Here is a 22675-nt window from a genome sequence, read left to right as displayed (position 1 = left end):
ATTTTTATACTCCGCAATTTGGGTATAGCTTCTACATGAGATTTTTTTGGAAGGAGTAAAAATGCTCAATTTTAATTTGAGCTCCTTTATGGAGGAAATGTCTTAAAATATTTAAATTATATGTCTTTTTTGAAGTAGAAATAGAATCTACAAATGGCAAAATCTTACAAATTAAAATTTTATTTAAGCATACATTTCTTTCTTTTTCAACAGTGGTAACTTGTTGATATACAATTGTTATGCTGTTGAACGGATATAAAAGATGTTTGACGTTTTAATGATTCGCTTTTAATGATTTTATGTAGCTTTATCACAATATAATTGTTTTGATATCAGAAAAAGTTCTATTAATAATATAAAATTTTTTGCTATGGATATATTTTTACATAAATCAAAACTTTTTTTTTGTGTCTTTTTTCTACTTGTGATCTCAGGAAGTACAAATGCCCAATGTACAATCACAGGTAGTTCTGTTGTTAATGCCAGTACTTTAACGTGCGGAACTTCACCACTTAGTAGCTGTAACGGTATTTTGTATATTGGTGATGGAGTAACTCCAACCAGTTTGTATATGAATGCTGCCTTAAATCTTACTTGTTTAGGAGCTATTCAGTTAATTGTTAGGAATGGTGGGACGTTAGATTTTTCCGCTGGAAATGATTATTTAACACTTGCAGAAGGATCTTCGGTGACTTTTGAGTCTGGAGGGGCTTTAGTTGGAGGTTCATGCAATGCTTCGGAACGGTTATATATTGGGACCAATTTACTTGCCAGTTGTAATGGTGGTGCTGGAGCCGATTTAAATTTTGCGGACCTTGTAAGTTTTGGAGGGACAGGAAGAGCTTCATCAAATTCTCCTGTTTGTGTTGGGAATAATATTGTTCTATCTGCTACCCCACCACCAAACGGAACATTTACTTATAAATGGACTGGTCCTAATTCTTTTTCCAGTACACTTCAAAACCCGACTCCATTTTCAGCCACAACTACTCCTAATGTGGCGGGTATTTATACAGTATCAATAAAGAGAACATCAGATGGTAAAACAATTGATGCTTATACAACAGTAGTTGTTAATTCAGGAACATTGCCTAGTGCCCCAACAGTTTCACAGTCGCAACCAACATGCTCTGTTGCAACAGGAACAATATCAGTTTTAACTCCTACTCCAGATGGTACATTAAAATATAGTATTAATGGATTAACATATACCAATACATCGGGTGCTTTTACATCCGTTTCGCCCGGTACTTATAGTGTGACGGCCAAAAATGCTTCCGGATGTATTTCACCGGCGTTGAGTGTTACGGTTAATAATCAGCCAGCAACACCAGTAGCTCCGACATTAAGTTCAAATAGTCCAATTTGTTCAGGATCGAATGCGGTTTTTACAATACATGGTACAGCCGGAAATACAGTAACTTATACAGGAGCAGCATCTTCGACAGCAACGATAGGTGCAGGAGGTACAGTAGATGTTACGATAACAGGAGTTACTGCAAATACGACTTTAAATTTAACGAATGTTAGTAACGGTACATGTAGTTTAACTTTAACAGGGGTAACTTCGACAGTAACGGTAAATCCTAATTTGGCAGCGAGTGTAAACATTGCAGCTTCTCCATCGGGAACGATTTGTTCAGGTACATCAGTTACTTTTACGGCAACTCCAACCAATGGAGGGGCAACCCCAGCTTATCAATGGAAATTGAATGGCGGAAATGTTGGGACAAATTCGGCAACTTATACCAACTCAGCCTTAGCAAATGGTGATAGTGTAACTTGTGTCATGACATCAAATGCAGCTTGTGCAACTGGAAGTCCAGCTACATCAAATACTGTATCAATGGTGGTGAATCCAAGTTTAGTTGCCAGTGTAAGTATTGCGGCTTCCCCATCAGGGGCTATTTGTTCAGGTACATCGGTTACTTTTACGGCTACTCCAACCAATGGAGGAGCTACCCCAGCTTATCAATGGAAATTGAATGGTGGAAATGTTGGAACAAATTCGGCAACTTACACCAACTCAGCTTTAGCAAATGGAGATAGTGTGACTTGTATTATGACATCGAATGCTACTCCTTGTTTAACAGGAAGTCCAGCAACATCGAATGTTGTAACTATGACGGTGAATCCAATGGCTACTTTGGCAGGAGTTTCTCAAGATAATGCAGCTTGTGCAGGTTCTGGAGCAATAATAAATTTGACGGGTTTGGTACCTAGTAGTACATCAACATTAAATTATACCATAAATGGGGTTTCCCAAACAGATGTTACAGGAGTTGTTGCCAATGCATCTGGAGTTGCCAGTTTTACTACTCCGCTATTAACAACTGCTAACAATGGTCAAACTTTGCAAGTAACTGGGGTAACAATAACTAGCGCAATACCAAATTGTGGAGCTTCGTTTCTAAAAAATGTTACTTTAAATGTAAACCCAGATTCTGTGGGAGGAAGTATTTCAGGATCACAAACTCTTATTTGTGTTAATACTACCACAGGAACATTGACCTTAGGAGGTGGTTATGTAGGTGCAATTGTGCAGTGGGAGAAAAGATTAGATTCTGGTTCTTGGGTAACAATACCAAATACTGCGGCAACTTACTCAGAGTCCCCTTCTGTTGCAGGGGTGTGGGAGTACAGAGCTTTAGTACAAAGTGGTGCTTGCCCAGCTGTTTATTCTTCTTCGTTTACTGTGACAGTTGAATCAGGAATGCCTACAGCTCCAGTTTTAACCGATATTGTTTTAGGGTGTAATCAAACTGTAGTTACTGGAACTTGGGCTGCTGTTTCGAATGCTGCTAATTATAAATTTGATGTTTCTTTAGATCCTTCATTCGGAACTTTTTTATCGGGTTATCAAGATATATCTGTTGCCCCAACAGCTTCTCCTTCTGTAGTTGTAAGCGGATTAACTCCAGGAGTAACTTATTATATAAGAGCTAGGACAGTAAATAGTTGTGGCACAGCAAGTATAAACTCAAATGTAGCAACAGTTTCTGTTATTATTACTAGAACTTCAAACGGTTATAGTTGGGATAATGGTGTGCCGGACAGTAGCAAAAAAGCTGTTTTTATTGGGTCTGGGAATTTATCTTCTTGTTTAAACGCTTGTTCTTGTCAAATAAATTCTGGTGTTGCCGTTCAGGTAGATTCAGGTATTGTTATGACATTGGAAAATGGATTGGCGGTTGTAGGAACCGGAACTTTGACTTTTGAGAATAATGCAAGTTTGGTACAGGTAAATGATGCAGCTTTCAATTCAGGAACGATCATTTATAAACGTAATACAACTCCTATGAAGAATTACGACTTTACTTATTGGTCATCGCCAGTAGCAGGTCAAACGCTTAAAGCATTATCTCCAAACACCTTGGCGGATAAGTATTTTAGCTTTTCTATGAATAATTGGGTAATAGAATTAAACGGACTGAGCACAATGAGTGCAGGGAAAGGATATATTATTAGAGTGCCAAAGCCTGATATACTGTACCCTAACGGAGAATATTGGACAGGAGCAACTTATGTACAACCTGTTCAATTTAAAGGAGCTCCTAATAATGGGGTTTATTCGCTGCCAATAGATCCTGTGGGATACGGTAATTTGATTGGAAATCCATATCCATGCGCCATAAGTGCAGATGCTTTTTTGTTAGAAAACAGTATCAATAATTCTAGAATAGATGGGACAATCTATTTTTGGACGCACAACACAGCTGTTTCCAATAATAGATATTCAGGAACCGATTATGCTTCCTATAATTATTTAGGAGGGGTAGGAACTTCTGCTGCCCCAAGTGGCAGTACAGGAGGGGCAAATAATAGTGTTTTTTCAGGATATATAGCAGCTGGACAGTCTTTTTTAGCGATAAGTGCTGGAGCGGGCCCCGTTATTTTTAATAACAGTATGCGTGTAAATCTTACAAATAAAAATACTCAGTTCTTTAAAGGAACTAAATCAAAAGCGGTTCCTATTGAAAAACATCGAGTTTGGTTGAATTTAGCCAATACTGAAGGAGCTTTCAAACAAGTGTTAGTGGGTTATGTTACAGGAGCAACCAATGGATTTGATCCCGCCTTTGATGGATTGAGTCTGGACAGTAATAAATACATCGATTTTTATAGTGTCAATGATAATAAGAATTTTGTGATTCAAGGGCGCAGTTTGCCTTTTGATAAAACGGATAAAGTTCCATTAGGGTATAAAACGAACATTGAAGGAACTTTTGTGATAAGTATTGATCGAGTAGATGGGATTTTGGCGAATGAAAGCGTTTTTGTAGAAGATAAAGTCAAAGGGGTTGTTGTAGATCTTAAAAAAGGACCTTATTCTTTTACTACCACCATAGGAACATTTAATGATCGTTTTGTATTACGATTCACGGCTAATGATAGTGTTACAAATGTTCTTAAAACAGTTGATTCAGATAAATCAGTGATAGTTTCTGTTAAAAATCATCAAATACAAATCAATTCATTCGATAAGATAATAGATAAATTGATGATTTATGATTTGAATGGAAGATTATTATATGAAATAGAAAAAGTAGATAGTAATGTATTTAGTGTTCCTAATTTTAATTCTAGTGAACAGTTTTTAATAGTGCAGACCTTGCTTAAAAATGGCGAATGGTCTACCAAAGAAATAGTTTTTTAATAAATGTTAGTTTTTTTAGTTTATTTTTTAATAGTTTGAATTAGGTAATTTTTTTAGATTCTCCAATCATTAACAACAGGCAAATACATTGTATCTGTCTGTTGTTGAGGGGGATTTATTTCTTGTAATCATTTTTTGAAATACCTTCGTCTTTTTATTATAAAGAAAGTTTTTCTTCTCCCTTCTTTACATTTTTAAATTATACAGTGTCATCTTCCCAATACTACTTAGAATATCACTTTAAGTTGACGCAAAATGTTTTGTTTTTTTAATACCTTCTACCAAATGTAAATCGCTATTTTTTTGTTTTCCGATTACTATGCAGTAATGGGGTATGGTTTTGTTTCTATTTGTGAAAAAGGAATTATGGCGGTTTCATTGAGGCAAAAAATGACTCTTGTTCTTGCCCTTGTTTTGCTATAATTAATAGGGAATTAAAGAATTTGTATTCAGTGAAATAGAAGGTAATTTAAAAGATTTGAAAAACATGAAAAGCCTGTGTGTCTTTTCATGTTTTTTTGCATACCAAAAGTGTTCCTAAAATTTTAAAGTAGTTCTCATAAAATCACATCTTACAGATTTATGATAGTTATTTTTAGAATCTGAGACTTACAAAAGGAATGAATTTGAATTATTTGATAAAATTAAGGTGCAATTTTGGTTACTTATAGAGAAAATAATTTTTTAATGTTTATTTTTGGCGCGTATAAATACCTGTTTTTGATTTAGTATGACAAAATGTAGTAAAAAAAGAGAGTTATTTTTATAAAAAGCTATAGAGTAATATAGCTAAAAATTAAGCTTTTTTACGTTATTGATCTGTATATCTAAATTATGACAAAATTCCCCCAAAATAATATGAATAGAATTTTACCTACTGTTTTTTTATTGTTTTTATTGCCTTTATTGACTTATAGTCAAGGTGCTGATACTTATAATTTTTCTGCATCCACAAGAACTTATAGCGCATTGACTGGTACTACACCGTCGTTTACGAATGATAATGATGATGAAGCAATATCTTCTGCTATAAATTTGCCATTTTCTTTTACTTTTGGGACAACAGCATATACGCAAATAAAAGTATCTAGTAATGGTTGGCTAACTTTTGGAGGAACAAGCAATGCGTTTTATATTAATAATTCTACGAATGCAAGTAGCGCAAAACCAATTTTGTTTCCTTTGTGGGATGATCTAAAAAACACGATAAGTACAAGATATGTTACAACTGGAGTTGCACCCAATAGAATATTCAAATTGGAGTGGAGTCAACAAAGATGGGATTATAATTCAGCTCCTGATGTCATTTCATTTCAAGTATGGTTGTATGAAACCACAAATGTAATTGAATACCTTTACAATCAAGGGACTAAGTCAGTGAGCAGTGGTTCTGCCTCTATTGGTATTTATGATGCTAATGATAAATACTTAACATTAAACAATTCAGGAGCTTCGCCAACGGCTCAATCCTCAACTTTTACAACCAATATTAATACTAAACCACAAAATGGACAAGTTTATACTTGGACCCCTTGTACACCTTCAGTTTATGCAATGACTGGTACCGGTGGAAATTTTTGTAGTACAGCTGCAGGATCTCCGATAGGGTTAGCGAATTCTGAAACAGGAGTTAGTTATCAGTTATTGAAAGGTACTGTTGCAGTTGGTTCTGCAGTTGCTGGTACAGGTAGTGCGATAAGCTTTGGAACTTTTAATGCTACAGGGACTTATACTGTTTTAGCAACAAGAAATGTAGGAAGTTGTACTTCTACCATGAGCGGAAGTGTTGCTGTTCTTAACTATAGTACACCTCCTACGCCTACAGCTACGGCTACAAATGTTTCTTGCCCTACGGATGCTACAGGAACAATTACGGTTACAAATGCTGCAGCTCCAGCTTCATTAGCTTTTTTGAGCGCTAGTAATCAATATATAGATTTTAATGCAAAAATGCTTTCTAATAGAGCAGCATTTACAGTTGAGGGTTGGATAAAGTTTGACCCAGCCAATTATACTTCTAGAATGTCACTGTTTGGACAAAATGATGTAATTGAGATTGCTTTTGAAAATAATAGTTTAAGATGTTGGACTTATAACGGAGGTAGTGTCGATTTACCTTTAGCTTCTTTTCCCGCAGGTAATGCTTGGCATCATATTGCAGTTACAGGTGATGGAACTACAGGAGGTTTGAAAATTTATTTAGATGGTGGAACACCAGTAACAGGGGGGAGTGCTACGTCAAATTATGGTTCAGATACTAATTATACAACAAAAATAGGTTGGGGTATAATGGATCCCGGAGGAATTGGTTTGACTGGGGAGGTATTTAAATTAGGATTTTGGAATAGAGCGCTTACAGCAACAGAGATTACAAATTTGTCTTCTGGATTTGTAACGTATGATGCATCACAATCAGGTTTGTTAGCAGGATATAGTTTTAACGAAGGTTCTGGGACTACAGTTTCAGGAGTGGGTAGTGTAGCGCCTACAGGTACCTTTGTTAATAGCCCAGTTTGGACAGATCCTTATGTATACAGTTGGACTTCTACTCCAGCTGGTTTTACTTCAAGTTTAAAAAATATTACAGGATTAACAGCAAGAACGTATAATTTGACTACTTCTTTAAAGGGTTGTACAAATTCAGGATCTTGGGTAGTAAATGCAACCAATACTGCGCCAACAATTACAACAATAGGAACAGCTCAGGCAGTATGTTATAGTGCAGGTGCTCAAACGACATCGTTGACCTATACAGCAACAAGTAGTGCGCCAACAAGTTATAGTATCGTTTGGAATGCGGCTGCAAATGCAGCAGGATTAACAAACCAAGCAAATACAGCTTTTGCATTTTTAGCAGGTGGAGGAAGTCTAAATACAATTGCAATAACAGCTGGTACAACTTCGGGAACTTATACAGGAACAATGACGATTACTAATGGGAATGGCTGTACAGCAACTCAAGCGGTAACGGTGACTGTAAATGCAATTGTTACAGCAGGAACAATAGGAACTGCTCAAACAATCTGTAACGGAGTAACTCCAGCAGCTTTGACCTCGTCTACAGCAGGAACTGGTTCAGGAACGATTACATACGAATGGCAAACTAATGCAAGTGGAAGTTACGTTACCATAGGTGGAGCAACAAGTGCTACTTACTCGCCACCGGCTTTGACAGCGACAACAAGTTACCAACGCAGAACAGTATCTGTAAGTGGTGGTACGACTTGTTATTCAGCATATACTACACCAGTAACTATTACAGTAAATGCTGCGGTTACAGCGGGAACAATAGCAGCGGATCAAACGATTTGTAACGGAGCAACTCCGGCAGCTTTGACATCGTCTGCAGCTGGAACCGGTTCAGGAACGATTACGTACGAATGGCAAACTAATGCAAGTGGAAGTTATGTTACCATAGGAGGAGCAACAAGTGCTACTTATTCGCCACCAGCTTTGACAACAACAACAAGCTACCAACGTAGAACAGTATCTGTAAGTGGTGGTACAACTTGTTATTCAGTATATACAACACCAGTAACGATCACAGTAAACGCGGCAGTTACAGCAGGAACAATAGCAGCGGATCAAACGATCTGTAACGGAGCAACTCCGGCAGCTTTGACATCGTCTACAGCGGGAACAGGTTCAGGAACGATTACCTACGAATGGCAAACTAACGCAAGTGGAAGTTATGTAACCATAGGAGGAGCAACAAGTGCTACTTATTCGCCACCAGCTTTGACAACAACAACAAGCTACCAACGCAGAACAGTATCTGTAAGTGGCGGTACAACTTGTTATTCAGTATATACAACACCAGTAACGATCACAGTAAACGCTGCAGTTACAGCAGGAACAATAGCAGCGAACCAAACGATCTGTAATGGAACAACTCCGGCAGCTTTGACATCGTCTACAGCGGGAACTGGTTCAGGAACAATTACGTACGAATGGCAAACTAACGCAAGTGGAAGTTATGTTACCATAGGTGGAGCAACAAGTGCTACTTATTCACCACCAGCTTTGACAACAACAACAAGCTATCAACGCAGAACAGTATCTGTAAGCGGCGGTACAACTTGTTATTCAGTATATACAACACCAGTAACGATCACAGTAAACGCTGCAGTTACAGCAGGAACAATATCGGCGGATCAAACAATCTGTAACGGAGCAACTCCGGCAGCTTTGACATCGTCTACAGCTGGAACTGGTTCAGGAACGATTACGTACGAATGGCAAACCAACGCAAGTGGAAGTTATGTTACCATAGGTGGGGCAACAAGTGCTACTTACTCGCCACCAGCTTTGACAGCAACAACAAGTTACCAACGCAGAACTGTATCTGTAAGTGGCGGTACAACTTGTTATTCAGCATATACAACACCAGTAACTATTACTGTAAACGCGGCAGTTACAGCAGGAACAATAGCAGCGGATCAAACAATCTGTAACGGAGCAACTCCAGCGGCTTTGACATCATCTACAGCAGGAACTGGTTCAGGAACGATTACGTACGAATGGCAAACTAATGCGAGTGGAAGTTATGTTACCATAGGCGGAGCAACAAGCGCCTCTTATTCGCCACCAGCTTTGACAGCAACAACAAGTTACCAACGCAGAACTGTATCTGTAAGCGGTGGTACGACTTGTTATTCAGCATATACAACACCAGTAACTATTACAGTAAACGCTGCAGTTACAGCAGGAACAATAGCAGCAGATCAAACGATCTGTAACGGAGCCACTCCGGCAGTTTTGACCTCGTCTACAGCGGGAACTGGTTCGGGAACGATTACATACGAATGGCAAACCAACGCAAGTGGAAGCTACGTTACCATAGGAGGAGCAACAAGTGCTACTTATTCGCCACCAGCTTTGACAGCAACAACAAGTTACCAACGTAGAACTGTATCAGTAAGCGGCGGTACAACTTGTTATTCAGCATATACTACACCAGTAACTATCACGGTAAATGCTGCGGTTACAGCGGGAATAATAGCAGCGGATCAAACAATCTGTAACGGAGCCACTCCGGCAGCTTTGACATCGTCTACAGCGGGAACTGGTTCAGGAACAATTACCTACGAATGGCAAACTAACGCAAGTGGAAGTTATGTTACCATAGGTGGAGCAACAAGTGCTACTTATTCGCCACCAGCTTTGACAGCAACAACAAGCTACCAACGCAGAACAGTATCTGTAAGTGGCGGTACAACTTGTTATTCAGTATATACAACACCTGTAACTGTTACTGTTAGTCCATTACCAGCAGCACCAACGGCGTCGGCTACGACTCAGCCTACTTGTGTGGTACCAACAGGAACAATCACGGTTACAGCACCAACAGGAGCAGGTATTACTTATAGTGTAGATGGAATAGATTATACGAATACGACAGGAGTTTTTAACGTTATGCCGGGAACTTATAGTGTTACAATGAAAAATGCTTCTGGATGTATTTCTGCAGGCACTTCGTCAATCGTTATTAATTCGCCAACAACAAATACTTGGGATGGGACTAAATGGTCTAAAACTGGAGACACAACACCACCAACAGTAACCGATATAGTTGTTTTTAACGGAGACTTTACTATAACAACTCAATTAAACGCTTGTTCTTGTCAAGTGAATCCAGGAGTTAAGGTAGTAGTAGGAGTTGCTGGAGGAGCGAATGATACCGCTATCTTAAAGGTTGTAAATGGATTGAATGTTGACCCTACAAGTACTTTAACTTTTGAGAACAATGCGAGTTTGGTACAAGTGAATGATGCGGCTGTCAATACGGGGACTATTATCTATAAGCGTAAAGCGAAACCGATGAAGAATTTCGATTATACTTATTGGTCATCACCAGTTGTTGGGCAAAAACTGAATGTATTATCTCCAAATACATTGTCAGATAAGTATCTTAGTTATGTGAACAATGCATGGAAAGTGGAGCCAGGTGCTACGCCAATGAAAGTTGGAAAAGGATATATCATTAGAACACCGAAAGACAATGGAGGTACACCTTGGCCAAATGGAGAAGTTGTTAGTTTTCCTTATGCACAACCAGTACAATTTGTTGGAGTTCCTAATAATGGGGTTTATTCATTGCCAATTGGTACAACAGATGGAGATGGTAACTTAATTGGAAATCCATATTCGTCTGCAATGAGTGCTGATGACTTTTTAGCAGCAAACAATAAAGAAATTGATGGAACAATCTATTTTTGGACACATAATACAGCTATTTCAAATTTAATGTATTCTTCTACGGATTATGCTTCATATAATGGAGTTGGAGGAGTGAATACTTTGCCTGCAGGAAGCGGAGGATCGGCACCAGATGGTAATATAGCAGCTGGTCAATCCTTTTTTGCAGTAACCAAAAAAGGAGCAGGCTTTACCGGATCTGTTACTTTTAACAATAGTATGCGAGTAGGTGTTGCCAATAGTAATGCACAATTCTTTAAAGGAGCTAAAACTAAAAAGACTGAAATAGTAAAACACCGAGTTTGGTTAAACTTAGCTAATGACAATGGTGCTTTCAAACAAACATTAGTGGGTTATGTTACAGGAGCAACTCCTGCTAATGACCTTGCTTTTGATGGAGAAAGTTTTGATGGTAATAAGTATATCGATTTTTACAGTATTAATGAAAGTAAGAATTTAGTAATTCAAGGACGTGCTTTGCCTTTTGACAAAACAGATAAAGTACCATTAGGATATAAAACGACAGTTGAAGGAACATTTACGATAAGCATTGATAAAGTAGATGGAGTTTTGGCTAGTCAAGCTGTTTTTGTTGAAGATAAGGTTACTAATGTTATTCATAACTTGAAAAATGGTGCTTATTCTTTTTCTACTCAAAAAGGAGTGTTCAATGATCGTTTTGTTTTACGTTATGTGGATAATACACCAGTTGTAACAGATCCAATTGTAAAAGACCCAGTTGTGACTGATCCTGTAGTAAAAGATCCAGTGGTAACCGATCCAGTAGTGAAAGACCCAGTTGTGACTGATCCTGTAGTAAAAGATCCAGTAATAACTGATCCGGTAGTGAAAGACCCAGTGGTAACTGACCCTGTAGTAAAAGATCCAGTGGTAACTGATCCGGTAGTGAAAGACCCAGTGGTAACTGACCCTGTAATAAAAGATCCTGTAATAAAAGATCCAATAGTGACTACTCCAGTAGTAACCGATCCAATAGCTTTAGATCCAACTAAAGGAGGTAGTACATTAGGTACTGATGGTTTTGAAAATAAAGGAAGAGCAGTTGTTGTATCTGTAAAGGATCATCAAATTAAAATTAATTCATTTGATGAAACTATTGGAACAGTTATGGTTTATGACTTAAGAGGTAGGCTACTGTATCAAAAGGAACACGTAAATAGAAATGAATATGTTATCAGTAATTTAGATTCCAGCGACCAGTTTTTAATTGTTTTAACTCAGTTAATCAATGGTAAATGGATCACTAAGGAGATAGTTTTTTAAGAAAATAGAATATTACTAAATTATGAATCCCATTCTGAATTATCAGAATGGGATTTTTTTGTGGCTGGAATTTATAAAACTGAATAGGAATTAAACAAGAACTAAGTAAAATTTGTAATTGTAATAGCATGTATTTTGTAAAAAAAATATGAATTTAATTGTTAAAAACAATACATATAAATAAGTATATTTCTTACATTTGAAATAATACTGAATATGAACTTTTTAAGATTTTTTATATAATTAATTATAAAATACGTTTTTATGAAAAAACTTTTTTCTTTGGTAATCTTGTTTCCATTTTTGTCTTTAGGTCAATCTATATTTTTAAATCCAATAACTGGTATTAACCCAAATGCTTTAAATCCTTATAGAACAGGACAAATAGTTGATCCAAATATTTCTGTTTCGGGTATAAGTAGAGGAAAAGGAATCTTAGGTAAAAATGCGAAAAATAGATATAATGCTACGGGTTGGAATACAGTAGGTGTTGATCCAACAGATTATTTTGAATTTGCTATAACCCCAAGTCCAGGGAAAAAAATTGATTTTAAGAGTTTTGTATATAAGGGACAAGTTTCTATAAACGGACCTATACATTTTGCTTTTCGGTCTAGTGTAGATGGCTTTCGTTCAAATATTGGGACAGTTTCTGCTGCAGGAAGAACAATATCATTATCAAGCTCTGTTTTTCAAAATATAACCAAAGCTATTACTTTCAGGATTTATGGATGGGCTGCTAAAACCGGTACTGGAACCTTTAGTATTAATAGTTTTGCTTTTAATGGAACAGTAGGTTGTACTATACTTGAGACGCCTCATTTAGATGACATCAATGTTACATGTGCATCAACTTCTTTTGATGTGAATTGGCAGGCTATTCCAGATATTACCGAATATAATTTGGATGTTGCAACGGATGCTAATTTTAGAGATTTTGTTTTAGGATATGATAATAGAACGCTAGGTAATAGTACAACTCAAAAAGTAACAGGATTAGTTGCTGGAAAAACGTATTATGTGCGTCTACGTGCTAAAAATGAATGTGGTTATAGCGATTATTCAAATACAGTAGAAGCCTTTCGTTCGTCTACAACATATAATTCGGGTTTATGGTCTAATGGTACTCCAGATAGCTCCAAAATTGCTATTTTCTCCAGTAATTATACAATACCTACTAATATGGAAGCTTGTTCTTGTATAGTAGATTCAGGGGTTTCTGTAGGGGTCAATTCTGGCGTAGTTTTGAAACTGGAAGATGGCTTAGAGCTTAAAGGCACAGGCGTTTTAATTTTTGAGAATAAAGCGAGTTTGATTCAGGTAAATAATTATGCAGTCAATACGGGTGCGATTGTTTATAAATGCAATACGACACCCATGAAAAATTTTGATTATACGTATTGGTCTTCACCAGTTGCAGGACAAACACTTTATGCATTATCTCCTAATACATTGTCAGATAAATATTTTAGTTATTCTTCAAATAAATGGATAGTCGAGTCAAGTGCAAATACTATGACTCCGGGCAAGGGATACATTATTAGAGTGCCAAAGCCACAATTTTGGCCAGATCCAACAGCAAATACGTATGCGCAATCAGTTGAATTCATAGGAATACCTAATAATGGGGTTTACTCGTTTCCAATTGCTCCAGTTGGATATAGCAATCTGATTGGAAACCCGTATCCGTCAGCAATCAGTGCAGATGATTTTTTATTAGAAAACTGTATCAATACTAATAGGATTCAGGGAACTATTCATTTTTGGACACATAATACGGCTATTTCCAGTAATAAATACTCCGAAGCTGATTATGCTTCTTATAATTGTTTGGGAGGAGTTGGTACAGCTGCTGCGAGTACTAAAGATGCAAATGCAAATATTCCTTCGGGATATATAGCAGCTGGGCAATCTTTTATGGCAATAAGTGCAGAAGGGTCAGGTCCTGTTGTTTTTAATAACAGTATGCGCATAAATGCTCAGGGTAAGAATACACAATTTTTTAAAGGAGTTAAATCAAAAACTGTAGCTATAGAGAAACATCGTGTTTGGCTGAATTTAACCAATGCTGAAGGGGTATTTAAGCAAATATTAGTGGGTTATGCTACTGGAGCGACTAATGGTTTTGATACAGCTTATGACGGATTGAGTTCAGACGGTAATAAGTATGTTGATTTTTATAGTGTTAATGATAATAAGAATTTTGTGATTCAAGGTCGCACTTTGCCTTTTGATAAAGTGGATAAAGTGCCATTAGGATATAAAACTACTATTGATGGGGCATTTACAATAAGCATTGATCAAATAGATGGGATACTAGTAAATCAAGCAATTTTTATTGAAGATAAGACAGCTAATGTTGTTCATAATTTAACGAATGGAGCTTACACTTTTTCTACCACTACTGGAACGTTTAATGATCGCTTTATAATATGTTATAAAGATAATTCAGGAGTAGTGAAGAGTAAAAACCAAGTTGAATTAGTAGCAAATGGGAAAGCTGAAAGTAGTATTAATTCTAATAAGAAAGAAGAAAAGATAACGGTATCAGCAAAGAATCGTCAAATAAAGATAGCGTCATTTGCGGAAACTATTGCTAAAGTCTTAATCTATGATTTAAGAGGAAGGCAGCTTTATGAAAAAGATTCTGTGAATAGTAATGAATGTATTATCACGAGTATTGACTCGACTAAGCAAATACTTGTAGTGGTAACAATATTGGATAATGGTATGAAACAATCCAATAAAATTGTTTTTTAGAACCAACTATGATTGTTAACTATAAATAAAAAATCCTCATTTTGTATATAAAATGAGGATTTAATTAGTTTATGATAATCTATTTTCCTTTTATGGAAGCTTCTAGATTTTTTTCAATAACATGATTTGGTCTTGTCCATTTTGGTTTTTCGCCAAGAGATTCAAATTTAGAATCTGCAGCTTCAACAGTTGGTCTTTGAGAGACTTTTGTAAAAGGCTTTTGCGGTTTCAAACCTAATAAATCAAACATTTTCATGTCTTCATTAACATCAGGGTTAGGGGTTGTTAGTAGCTTGTCACCTGCAAAAATTGAATTTGCACCGGCAAAGAAGCACATAGCTTGACCTTCACGGCTCATATTCATTCTTCCGGCAGATAGACGTACTTGAGTTTCCGGCATTACAATTCTAGTTGTGGCTACCATTCTAATCATTTCCCAAATTTCTACTGGTTTTTCGTTTTCCATTGGGGTTCCCTCTACAGCAACTAGGGCATTAATAGGAACTGATTCCGGTTGTGGGTTCAATGTAGAAAGAGCAACTAGCATTCCTGCTCTGTCTTCTATGCTTTCTCCCATTCCTATAATTCCTCCGCTACAAACTGTAACATTGGTTTTGCGTACATTTTCTATAGTTTGTAAACGGTCTTCAAAACCACGAGTCGAGATAACTTCTTTATAATAGTCTTCAGAGGTGTCTAAATTGTGGTTATAGGCGTATAAACCAGCTTCTGCCAATCGTTGAGCTTGATTTTCGGTAATCATACCCAAAGTACAACAAACCTCCATGTCCATTTTGTTAATGGTACGAACCATTTCCAAAACTTGATCAAACTCAGGACCATCTTTAACATTTCTCCATGCAGCTCCCATACATACACGAGACGAACCTCCAGATTTGGCTTGAAGTGCTTGTGCTTTTACTTGGTTCACAGACATTAAGTTATTGCCTTCAACTCCAGTATTGTATCTGGCTGCTTGAGGACAATATCCGCAATCTTCAGAACATCCACCAGTTTTTATGGATACTAAAGTCGATACTTGAACCACATTTGGGTCATGATGCTCTCGATGTATGGTGGCAGCTTCAAAAAGCAAGTCCATCATCGGTTTATTGTATATTGCAATAATTTCTTCTTTCGTCCAGTTGTGTTTTGTGATACTCATTGATCCTTCTTTTTTGAAGCTCCAAAAGTAATCAAATAGTTCTAAAGAACCAATGTTATGGCTTGAAAAAGACTTGTTGTGAATATTCTAAAAGAGGCTTTTTAATCGGTCACAAGTTTGTTATTCCAATAGAACACAAGTAGCATTGTTACAATGACAGAAGAAGCAATTCCCTCGAAAAGTAAACTAAAGCAATATATGTTAATAGATGGATGTCCTCCAAATAAAAAGGATTCTGATAGTTTTTGTACATAAATATCACCGCCTCGCATATAACTGTAAATGAGTAATCCTATAATGCTTAGAAATACACCTACAAGTGAAGTTGTCAATGCAGCTTTAACATTAGAAGTAAATTTTTTCTTGCCATGTGCTATTCTCGATTGTAAAGTGTCATTTACAGCATAGAGAACGAAAACAATGTTGAATAGTCTTAAATAAAAGAGATGCGCCAATCCTAGAAATTCCATGATTAGAAAATAAGTTCCCATTGCTATAAAAATGAAGTATCCATTTTTAATTTCTTTTTTTACTTTCATGTGGTTTGATTTTAGTTGGTTAGAAATATGGTATAGATCTGATATTCAAGTCGGTTATTATCAAATTTACAAAAAAAATATAGAATTACTTTGCTAAATATAGCAGAATGGATTTTCTGAAGAAATCTAAAGTTTTTTTAAGCTATGTTATTATTTTGTTGTTCTTAAAATTAAAACCATGTGGTATTGGGTTTGCACAATAGAAATTTATAGGAAATTAATCGGAAACAAAATTATTGTTGTAATAGAGCATGAGTAATAAAGTAACAATTACAGAAGAGGCAATTCCTTCAAAAAGCAAACAGATGCAATAAGTATTCACAGTTGGGTTTCCACCAAACAAAAAGATCTCAGATAAAGATCGTACATAAGAATCACCACCTCTAAAGTAGCTGTAAATTAATAACCCAGCAATACTTAAAATTACGCCAGTAAATGAAGTAATCATTGCAGAAACAATATTAGAAATAAAAATATTTTTACCTTCTGCAAGATTCATCCTAATTGTTCTGTTTACTCCATAAAAGACAATGAATATATTCAAAAGACGTAGGTAAAAGAAATGAGCTAGTCCTAAAAATTCCATCAATAAAAAATAAAGCACAATTCCAATGAAAATAATACATCCGTTATAAAATTCTTTTTGAAGTTTCATAATGATTTGCTTTTTAATGGTTGGATCTTTATTGTCTTTGTGTCTTCATCCTTTTTAGTAAATACAATAGAGTTTAATTTGTCATGAGCGAAAATATTTTGGTATATAGTTGTTATTTTTATTTTGGGATGAAATTGATTTTTTTGATTATAATCTAATGTTTATCTGAAGCATAACGGGTGTCCCAATACAACATGAGTATGAAGGAAACAATTACGGCAGATACAATTCCTTCAAAAAGTATACTAATACTATAAGTCATTACTGATGGGTTTCCGCCAAATAACAAGGTTTCCGATAATGTTTTTACATAGAGATCACCGCCTTTTGCAAAACTGTAAGCCACTAGTCCGGCAATGCTCAAGAACACGCCAGTAAGTGATGTCAGTAGTGCCGAAGCTGCATTAGAAGCAAAAACTATTTTGCCTTCTGCAAAGTTCGATTTTAGGGTTCTATTGGTTCCGTAAAATACAAATAGTATGTTGAGTAGGCGTAAGTAAAACAAATGAGCCAGACCTAAAGCTTCCATTGATATGAAATAAAGGCCAATACCAATAAAAATAATGCATCCATTATATAGTTCTTTCTGTAGTTTCATGTCATTGGTTTTTAGAGGTTGAAAAAAACAGTACCTATTTGATAAATAATACAATACCTATCAAATTTACAAAAAAAAACCTAGAATTATTTTATGAAAATATTAAAAAGAACTTGAATGAAATTTAAAGTTTGTTAAAGTATGCTATTGTTGTTGTTTTGTCTTTTTCTAATTGTTCTTTCAGCAGTTCAACAGAATCAAATTTTTGTTCAGCCCTGATTCTTTCAATTATAGAAACAGTTATCTTTTTGTCGTACAAGTCTTCGTTAAAATCAAAGTAATTGATTTCAATGGTTTGATGTTTGCCATCAACTGTTGGGTTAAAGCCTATATTCATCATACCAATAACTGTTCTTGAGTTAATGATGCTTTTTACTATATAAACGCCGTTTTGAGGAACAAGTTTATAGTCGTCTTCAAGCTTTAAATTTGCTGTAGGAAAACCAATGGTTCTCCCTAATTGCTTTCCTTTGGTAATATTACCTGTCAGAGAATAATTGTAACCAAGATATTCATTGGCTAAGGCTACATTACCTTGAATCAAAGCGTTTCTGATTTTTGTAGAGCTTACAGAAACTTCTTTGATTTCTTGAGCCGAAATTTCTTCGACTTCAAAATCATATTGTTTTCCAAAGGCAATTAAATCATCAATGTTTGCTGTTCTGTTTCTTCCAAAACGATGGTCGTGCCCAATGATTATTTTCTGAATATGAAATCGATCTACAAGTATGTTTTTTACAAATTCCTCAGCAGTCAATCTCGAAAATTCTTCGTCAAAAGGATGTATGACTAAATTTTGTATGCCTATTTCTTCTAATAAATGAATTTTTTCATCAAGAGTGTTCAATAGTTTTATTTCTGATTCTTCCTGTAAAACCATTCTAGGATGCGGGAAAAAAGTAAGTACTAAGCTTTCGTATTTTCCGTTTTCGGTATTTTGGGTAACTCTCTCTAATATTTTTCTATGACCGAAATGAACACCGTCAAAAGTTCCTAGAGTTAGAATCGTTTTTTTTATAGTTCCACAAGGTGTGGTATTGAAATCGTTTATGGAATGAAAAATCTTCAAAGTATATATTTTAAGATTTTGCAAATTTATACTATCTATTTTTAAAATGAGTGGTAAGAAGTTTCAATTTTTATTGATTTTCATACTTATGAGTTAAAATAATCTTTGAAAATAATGTTGTATCTTGCTATAGATGGGATGAATTTTTTAAATCATTTTTTAAATCATTGTATATTCCATTGTAAATGAATTAATTTTGTATATCAAATTTTACAATTATGAATAAATTACTACTTTGTATAGGTTTTCTTGTTGTCAGTTTTGTTGGATATTCCCAGGGGAAATCATCTTGGACAGCAGTGAGTTATTCTCCAAAACAGGAAAACGATTCGGAATCAGGTAATAAATTGTTTTTTAAGTTAAATGAGACAGAATTTAAACAGAAGTTGACGACTCTTCATTCCAAAACTTCTGCGGATAAAGGGATATCAGTTGCCATTCCGAATGGTGACGGTAAAATTGAGCAATTCGTTGTTGTAGAATCTTCCAATTTTGCTCCAGAGCTACAAGCACAATACCCAGAAATTAGAGCGTATTCTGGAACTGGAATTACAGATCCTAAGGCCTCTATCTTTTTTAGTGTTTCTCCAAAAGGGATTCAAACTATGGTTTTAAGAGGTGATAGTGGTTCTGAATTTATAGAGTCTTCAGCTGACGATAAATCATTGTATGTAGTTCTTACTTCTAAAAATAGAAGCAAGGCAGCTTTACCGCTAAACTGTAAAACGGTCGATGTTGCACTGAATAAGGATTTGGTTAAAAAAACTAGCCAAATAAAATCAAATAATGGTGTTTTTAAAACCATGAGACTAGCCTTGTCTTGTACAGGGGAATATGCAGCTTATTTTGGCGGAACAGTTGCCGATGCTTTAGCGGGAATGAATGCTACCATGACAAGGGTGAATGGGGTTTTTAATAAAGACCTAGCATTAAAGTTAGAAATTATAGCCAATAATAATTTAATTGTATATACCAATGCGACTACAGATCCATACTCAGATGCTACTGATGGGGCGAATGGAGCTTGGAATTTAGAACTACAGTCTACCTTAACTTCAGTAATTGGTAATGGGGGTTATGATATCGGGCATTTGTTTGGAGCTTCTGGCGGAGGTGGAGATGCTGGTTGTATTGGATGTGTGTGTGTAAATCCATCTCCATCTGATCAATACGGGAAGGGAAGTGCCTTTACTTCTCCTTCAAATAATGAGCCTGAAAGAGATTCTTTTGACATTGATTATGTAGCACATGAAATGGGCCATCAATTAGGGGCTAATCATACTTTTTCATATGATGTAGAAGGTACAGGTGTAAGTGTTGAGCCAGGAAGTGGTTCTACTATTATGGGTTATGCTGGAATTTCGGATGGTTATGATGTTCAAAATCAATCAGATGATTATTTTTCGTATGCTAGTATTTTGCAAATTCAGAGTAATTTGGTTACTAAATGTGCAGTTAATACCATATTAAGTAATCAAACTCCGGTTGCAAATGCTGGAATAGATTATATCATACCAAAGAGTACGGCTTTTGTTTTAAATGGAGTAGCTTCAGATCCCAATGGAAATGCGTTGACTTATTGTTGGGAACAAAATGATTCGGCTGCTGCTAGTGAGGATAAGGAGAATAGTTTGGCCAAAGCAACTAAGCTCAATGGTCCTAATTTTAGATCTTTTTTGCCAAGTAATTCTACTAGTCGTTATTTTCCAGCTTTGAGCAGAGTGGTTGCGGGTCAATTGACTTCGTCATGGGAGTCAGTTTCATCTATTGCTAGGGATTTAAATTTTGTATTTACGGTAAGAGATAATGCTGCTTTGGGTTTTGGGCAGACCAATTCTGATGGCATGGTTGTTAGTGTAGATGAGAATAAAGGGCCATTTGTTGTAACTTCACAAAATGCTGTAGATGTCAGCTGGACTAAAGGTTCTACCCAAATGATCACTTGGAGTGTAAATGGAACCAGTTCATTGTTTGGTTCGGCTAATGTAAATATTAAGCTGTCTACCGATGGGGGCTTGACTTTTCCAACAGTTTTGGCTAGTAATACTCCAAACGATGGTTCGGAAGCTATTACTGTGCCTGCAGTGGCTTCTAAAAATTGCAGAATTTTAGTAGAACCTACTGGAAATATTTTTTATGCGGTGAATAGCGTGCCATTTGCAATAAACTATTCTCTGATTACTTCTTGTAACACATATACTTTTGCAGCCCCTTACTCGATACCTGATGCGCAAGCTGCTTATACTGAGAAAACAATTGTTGTGCCAGCGACTTCTTCAGAAATTACAGATGTTAATTTGAATATTGGATTTACTCACACATATTTTGGAGATCTTCAGATAGAGGTAATGAGTCCAAGTGGAAAGGTTGTGAAGTTGTTTGATAGGTCTTGTGGTCAAGTTGATGGTAGCTTGGTGTTAACTTATGATGATTTAGGAGGGGGATTGATTTGTAATCAAACCACAAGTCAAACGGTAGTTCCGGCCGGTGTTCTATCTGCTTTTAATGGCGAAAATCCTCAAGGAGTATGGAAATTAAGATTTAGAGATGTTAGTTCAGCGAATACAGGTCAAATAAATTCAGCTTCTTTGAGTATCTGTTCTAGTGTGTATACAAGTTTAGCTTCTTCAAGTTTTGAGATTAATGATTTTGTTTTGTATCCAAATCCAAACAAAGGTATCTTTACTGTTCGTTTTAAGAGCGTTAATACAGATGGAGTTGTGGTTATGGTAAATGATATGTTGGGTAGGAAAATTTATGAGAATAAGTTTGAGAGCAAGGAAGATTTTAGTGAAAATATTCATTTAAAAAATGTAACTCCAGGTGTTTATATAGTATCTGTAACTGATGGGGATCGAAAAGGAGTTTCTAAAATTGTGATTAAATAATTTGATTTTAAATTAATAAAAAAGAAGCCGGCTAAATACAAAATTTGTATTTAGCCGGCCTCTTTTTTATTTTCCATTATAAGTGGTCATGGTGTTTTCCAGTCCTGCTGTTCCGAAAGATTTTATGATTTCGGAAGCAAGTTCCAGTCTTTCGGGAAGTTTGGTTTTTTCGGTATCGTCCCAATCTCCAAGTACGTAATCAACTTGTTGTCCTTTTTTGAATTCGTCACTAATGCCGAAACGGAAACGGGTGTATTCCTGTGTGCTTAGGACTTGATTGATGTTTTTGAGTCCGTTATGGCCGCCGTCGCTTCCTTTTTTGCGGATGCGAATGGTTCCGAAAGGAAGGTTCAGATCATCTGTGATGACAAAAATGTTTTCAAGAGGTATATTTTCTTTGTCCATCCAGTATTTTACGGCTTTCCCGCTCAAATTCATGTAGGTGTTGGGCTTTAGAAGTAAAAAAGTTCTTCCTTTAAATTTGTATTCGGCTAGTGTGCCTAGTTTTACGGTTTCGAATGGGATTCCTTCTTTTTTGGCGAGGAAATCCAAGACTTTGAAACCAATGTTATGTCGGGTATTTACGTATTCGGAGCCAATATTGCCAAGGCCTACGATTAAAAATTTCTTCATGTTATTTATGTTCTCTTCTGTTTTTGTTGATGAAAACAGGTTTTGCATCCATTTTATCATGCTGCAAAAATAGGGTTTATTCGATTATTGGACTATTGGATTGTTAGATTTTTAGAATAATCATAAAAACAAAACTATAAAACCTAATTAGCCCCGATGTGAGGGAAAAAACCTTTTGTTTTTTTCTTTAAAAAAATAAAAGATTTGGAAGGGCAGCGGGAACTCTGCC

The 22675-nt window shown here is 35.9% G+C and carries 10 protein-coding genes; 4 read left to right on the top strand and 6 right to left on the bottom strand.

Annotated features, from left to right (window positions below):
• Positions 1-370 precede the first annotated feature (370 nt).
• The 3 genes from OZP08_RS02520 (at position 371) to OZP08_RS02510 (ending at position 14899) form a co-directional block, all read left to right on the top strand.
• Entirely contained in the window at positions 371-4657 is a 4287-nt protein-coding gene (locus OZP08_RS02520; protein ID WP_281322900.1) for a DUF8693 domain-containing protein, read from the top strand.
• An 858-nt stretch (positions 4658-5515) separates the two neighbouring features.
• Complete coding sequence (locus OZP08_RS02515; protein WP_281322899.1) at positions 5516-12139, top strand: DUF8693 domain-containing protein; 6624 nt, start codon at positions 5516-5518, stop codon at positions 12137-12139.
• 264 nt (positions 12140-12403) lie between these two features.
• Complete coding sequence (locus OZP08_RS02510; RefSeq protein WP_281322898.1) at positions 12404-14899, top strand: DUF8693 domain-containing protein; 2496 nt, start codon at positions 12404-12406, stop codon at positions 14897-14899.
• Between the two features lie 79 nt (positions 14900-14978).
• Here the strand turns inward: OZP08_RS02510 and bioB are convergent, their stop codons facing one another.
• The 5 genes from bioB to OZP08_RS02485 all read right to left on the bottom strand — a co-directional run bounded on the left by bioB (position 14979) and on the right by OZP08_RS02485 (position 18925).
• The gene (bioB, locus tag OZP08_RS02505; RefSeq protein ID WP_268848185.1) at positions 14979-16064 is read right to left on the bottom strand and encodes a biotin synthase BioB; all 1086 of its coding nucleotides are present in this window, start codon (positions 16062-16064) and stop codon (positions 14979-14981) included.
• Between the two features lie 101 nt (positions 16065-16165).
• Positions 16166-16603, bottom strand: a complete 438-nt coding sequence (locus OZP08_RS02500; RefSeq protein ID WP_268848184.1) for a hypothetical protein — start codon at positions 16601-16603, stop codon at positions 16166-16168.
• A 217-nt stretch (positions 16604-16820) separates the two neighbouring features.
• On the bottom strand, positions 16821-17258 hold the full coding sequence (locus tag OZP08_RS02495) for a hypothetical protein (RefSeq protein ID WP_268848183.1): 438 nt from the start codon (positions 17256-17258) through the stop codon (positions 16821-16823).
• Between the two features lie 154 nt (positions 17259-17412).
• Positions 17413-17856, bottom strand: coding sequence for a hypothetical protein (locus OZP08_RS02490; RefSeq protein WP_268848182.1), 444 nt, complete (start codon positions 17854-17856; stop codon positions 17413-17415).
• Positions 17857-17980: 124 nt separating this feature from the next.
• The gene (locus OZP08_RS02485) at positions 17981-18925 is read right to left on the bottom strand and encodes a bifunctional riboflavin kinase/FAD synthetase (RefSeq protein WP_268848181.1); all 945 of its coding nucleotides are present in this window, start codon (positions 18923-18925) and stop codon (positions 17981-17983) included.
• Positions 18926-19143: 218 nt separating this feature from the next.
• On the opposite strand from OZP08_RS02485, the gene OZP08_RS02480 reads away from it, so the two are divergent.
• Positions 19144-21813: a zinc-dependent metalloprotease gene (locus OZP08_RS02480; RefSeq protein ID WP_268848180.1), complete on the top strand. Its 2670-nt coding sequence runs from the start codon at positions 19144-19146 to the stop codon at positions 21811-21813.
• 66 nt (positions 21814-21879) lie between these two features.
• On the opposite strand, the gene pth is transcribed toward OZP08_RS02480, so the two are convergent.
• Complete coding sequence (gene pth / locus OZP08_RS02475; RefSeq protein ID WP_281322897.1) at positions 21880-22506, bottom strand: aminoacyl-tRNA hydrolase; 627 nt, start codon at positions 22504-22506, stop codon at positions 21880-21882.
• Between the last annotated feature and the right edge of the window lie 169 nt (positions 22507-22675).

Origin of the sequence: Flavobacterium aestivum, from assembly GCF_026870175.2 — a bacterium.
Lineage (GTDB): Bacteria > Bacteroidota > Bacteroidia > Flavobacteriales > Flavobacteriaceae > Flavobacterium > Flavobacterium aestivum.
The sequence above is the reverse complement of the archived record's forward strand: the minus strand, read 5'-3'. Positions and strand labels throughout refer to the sequence as shown.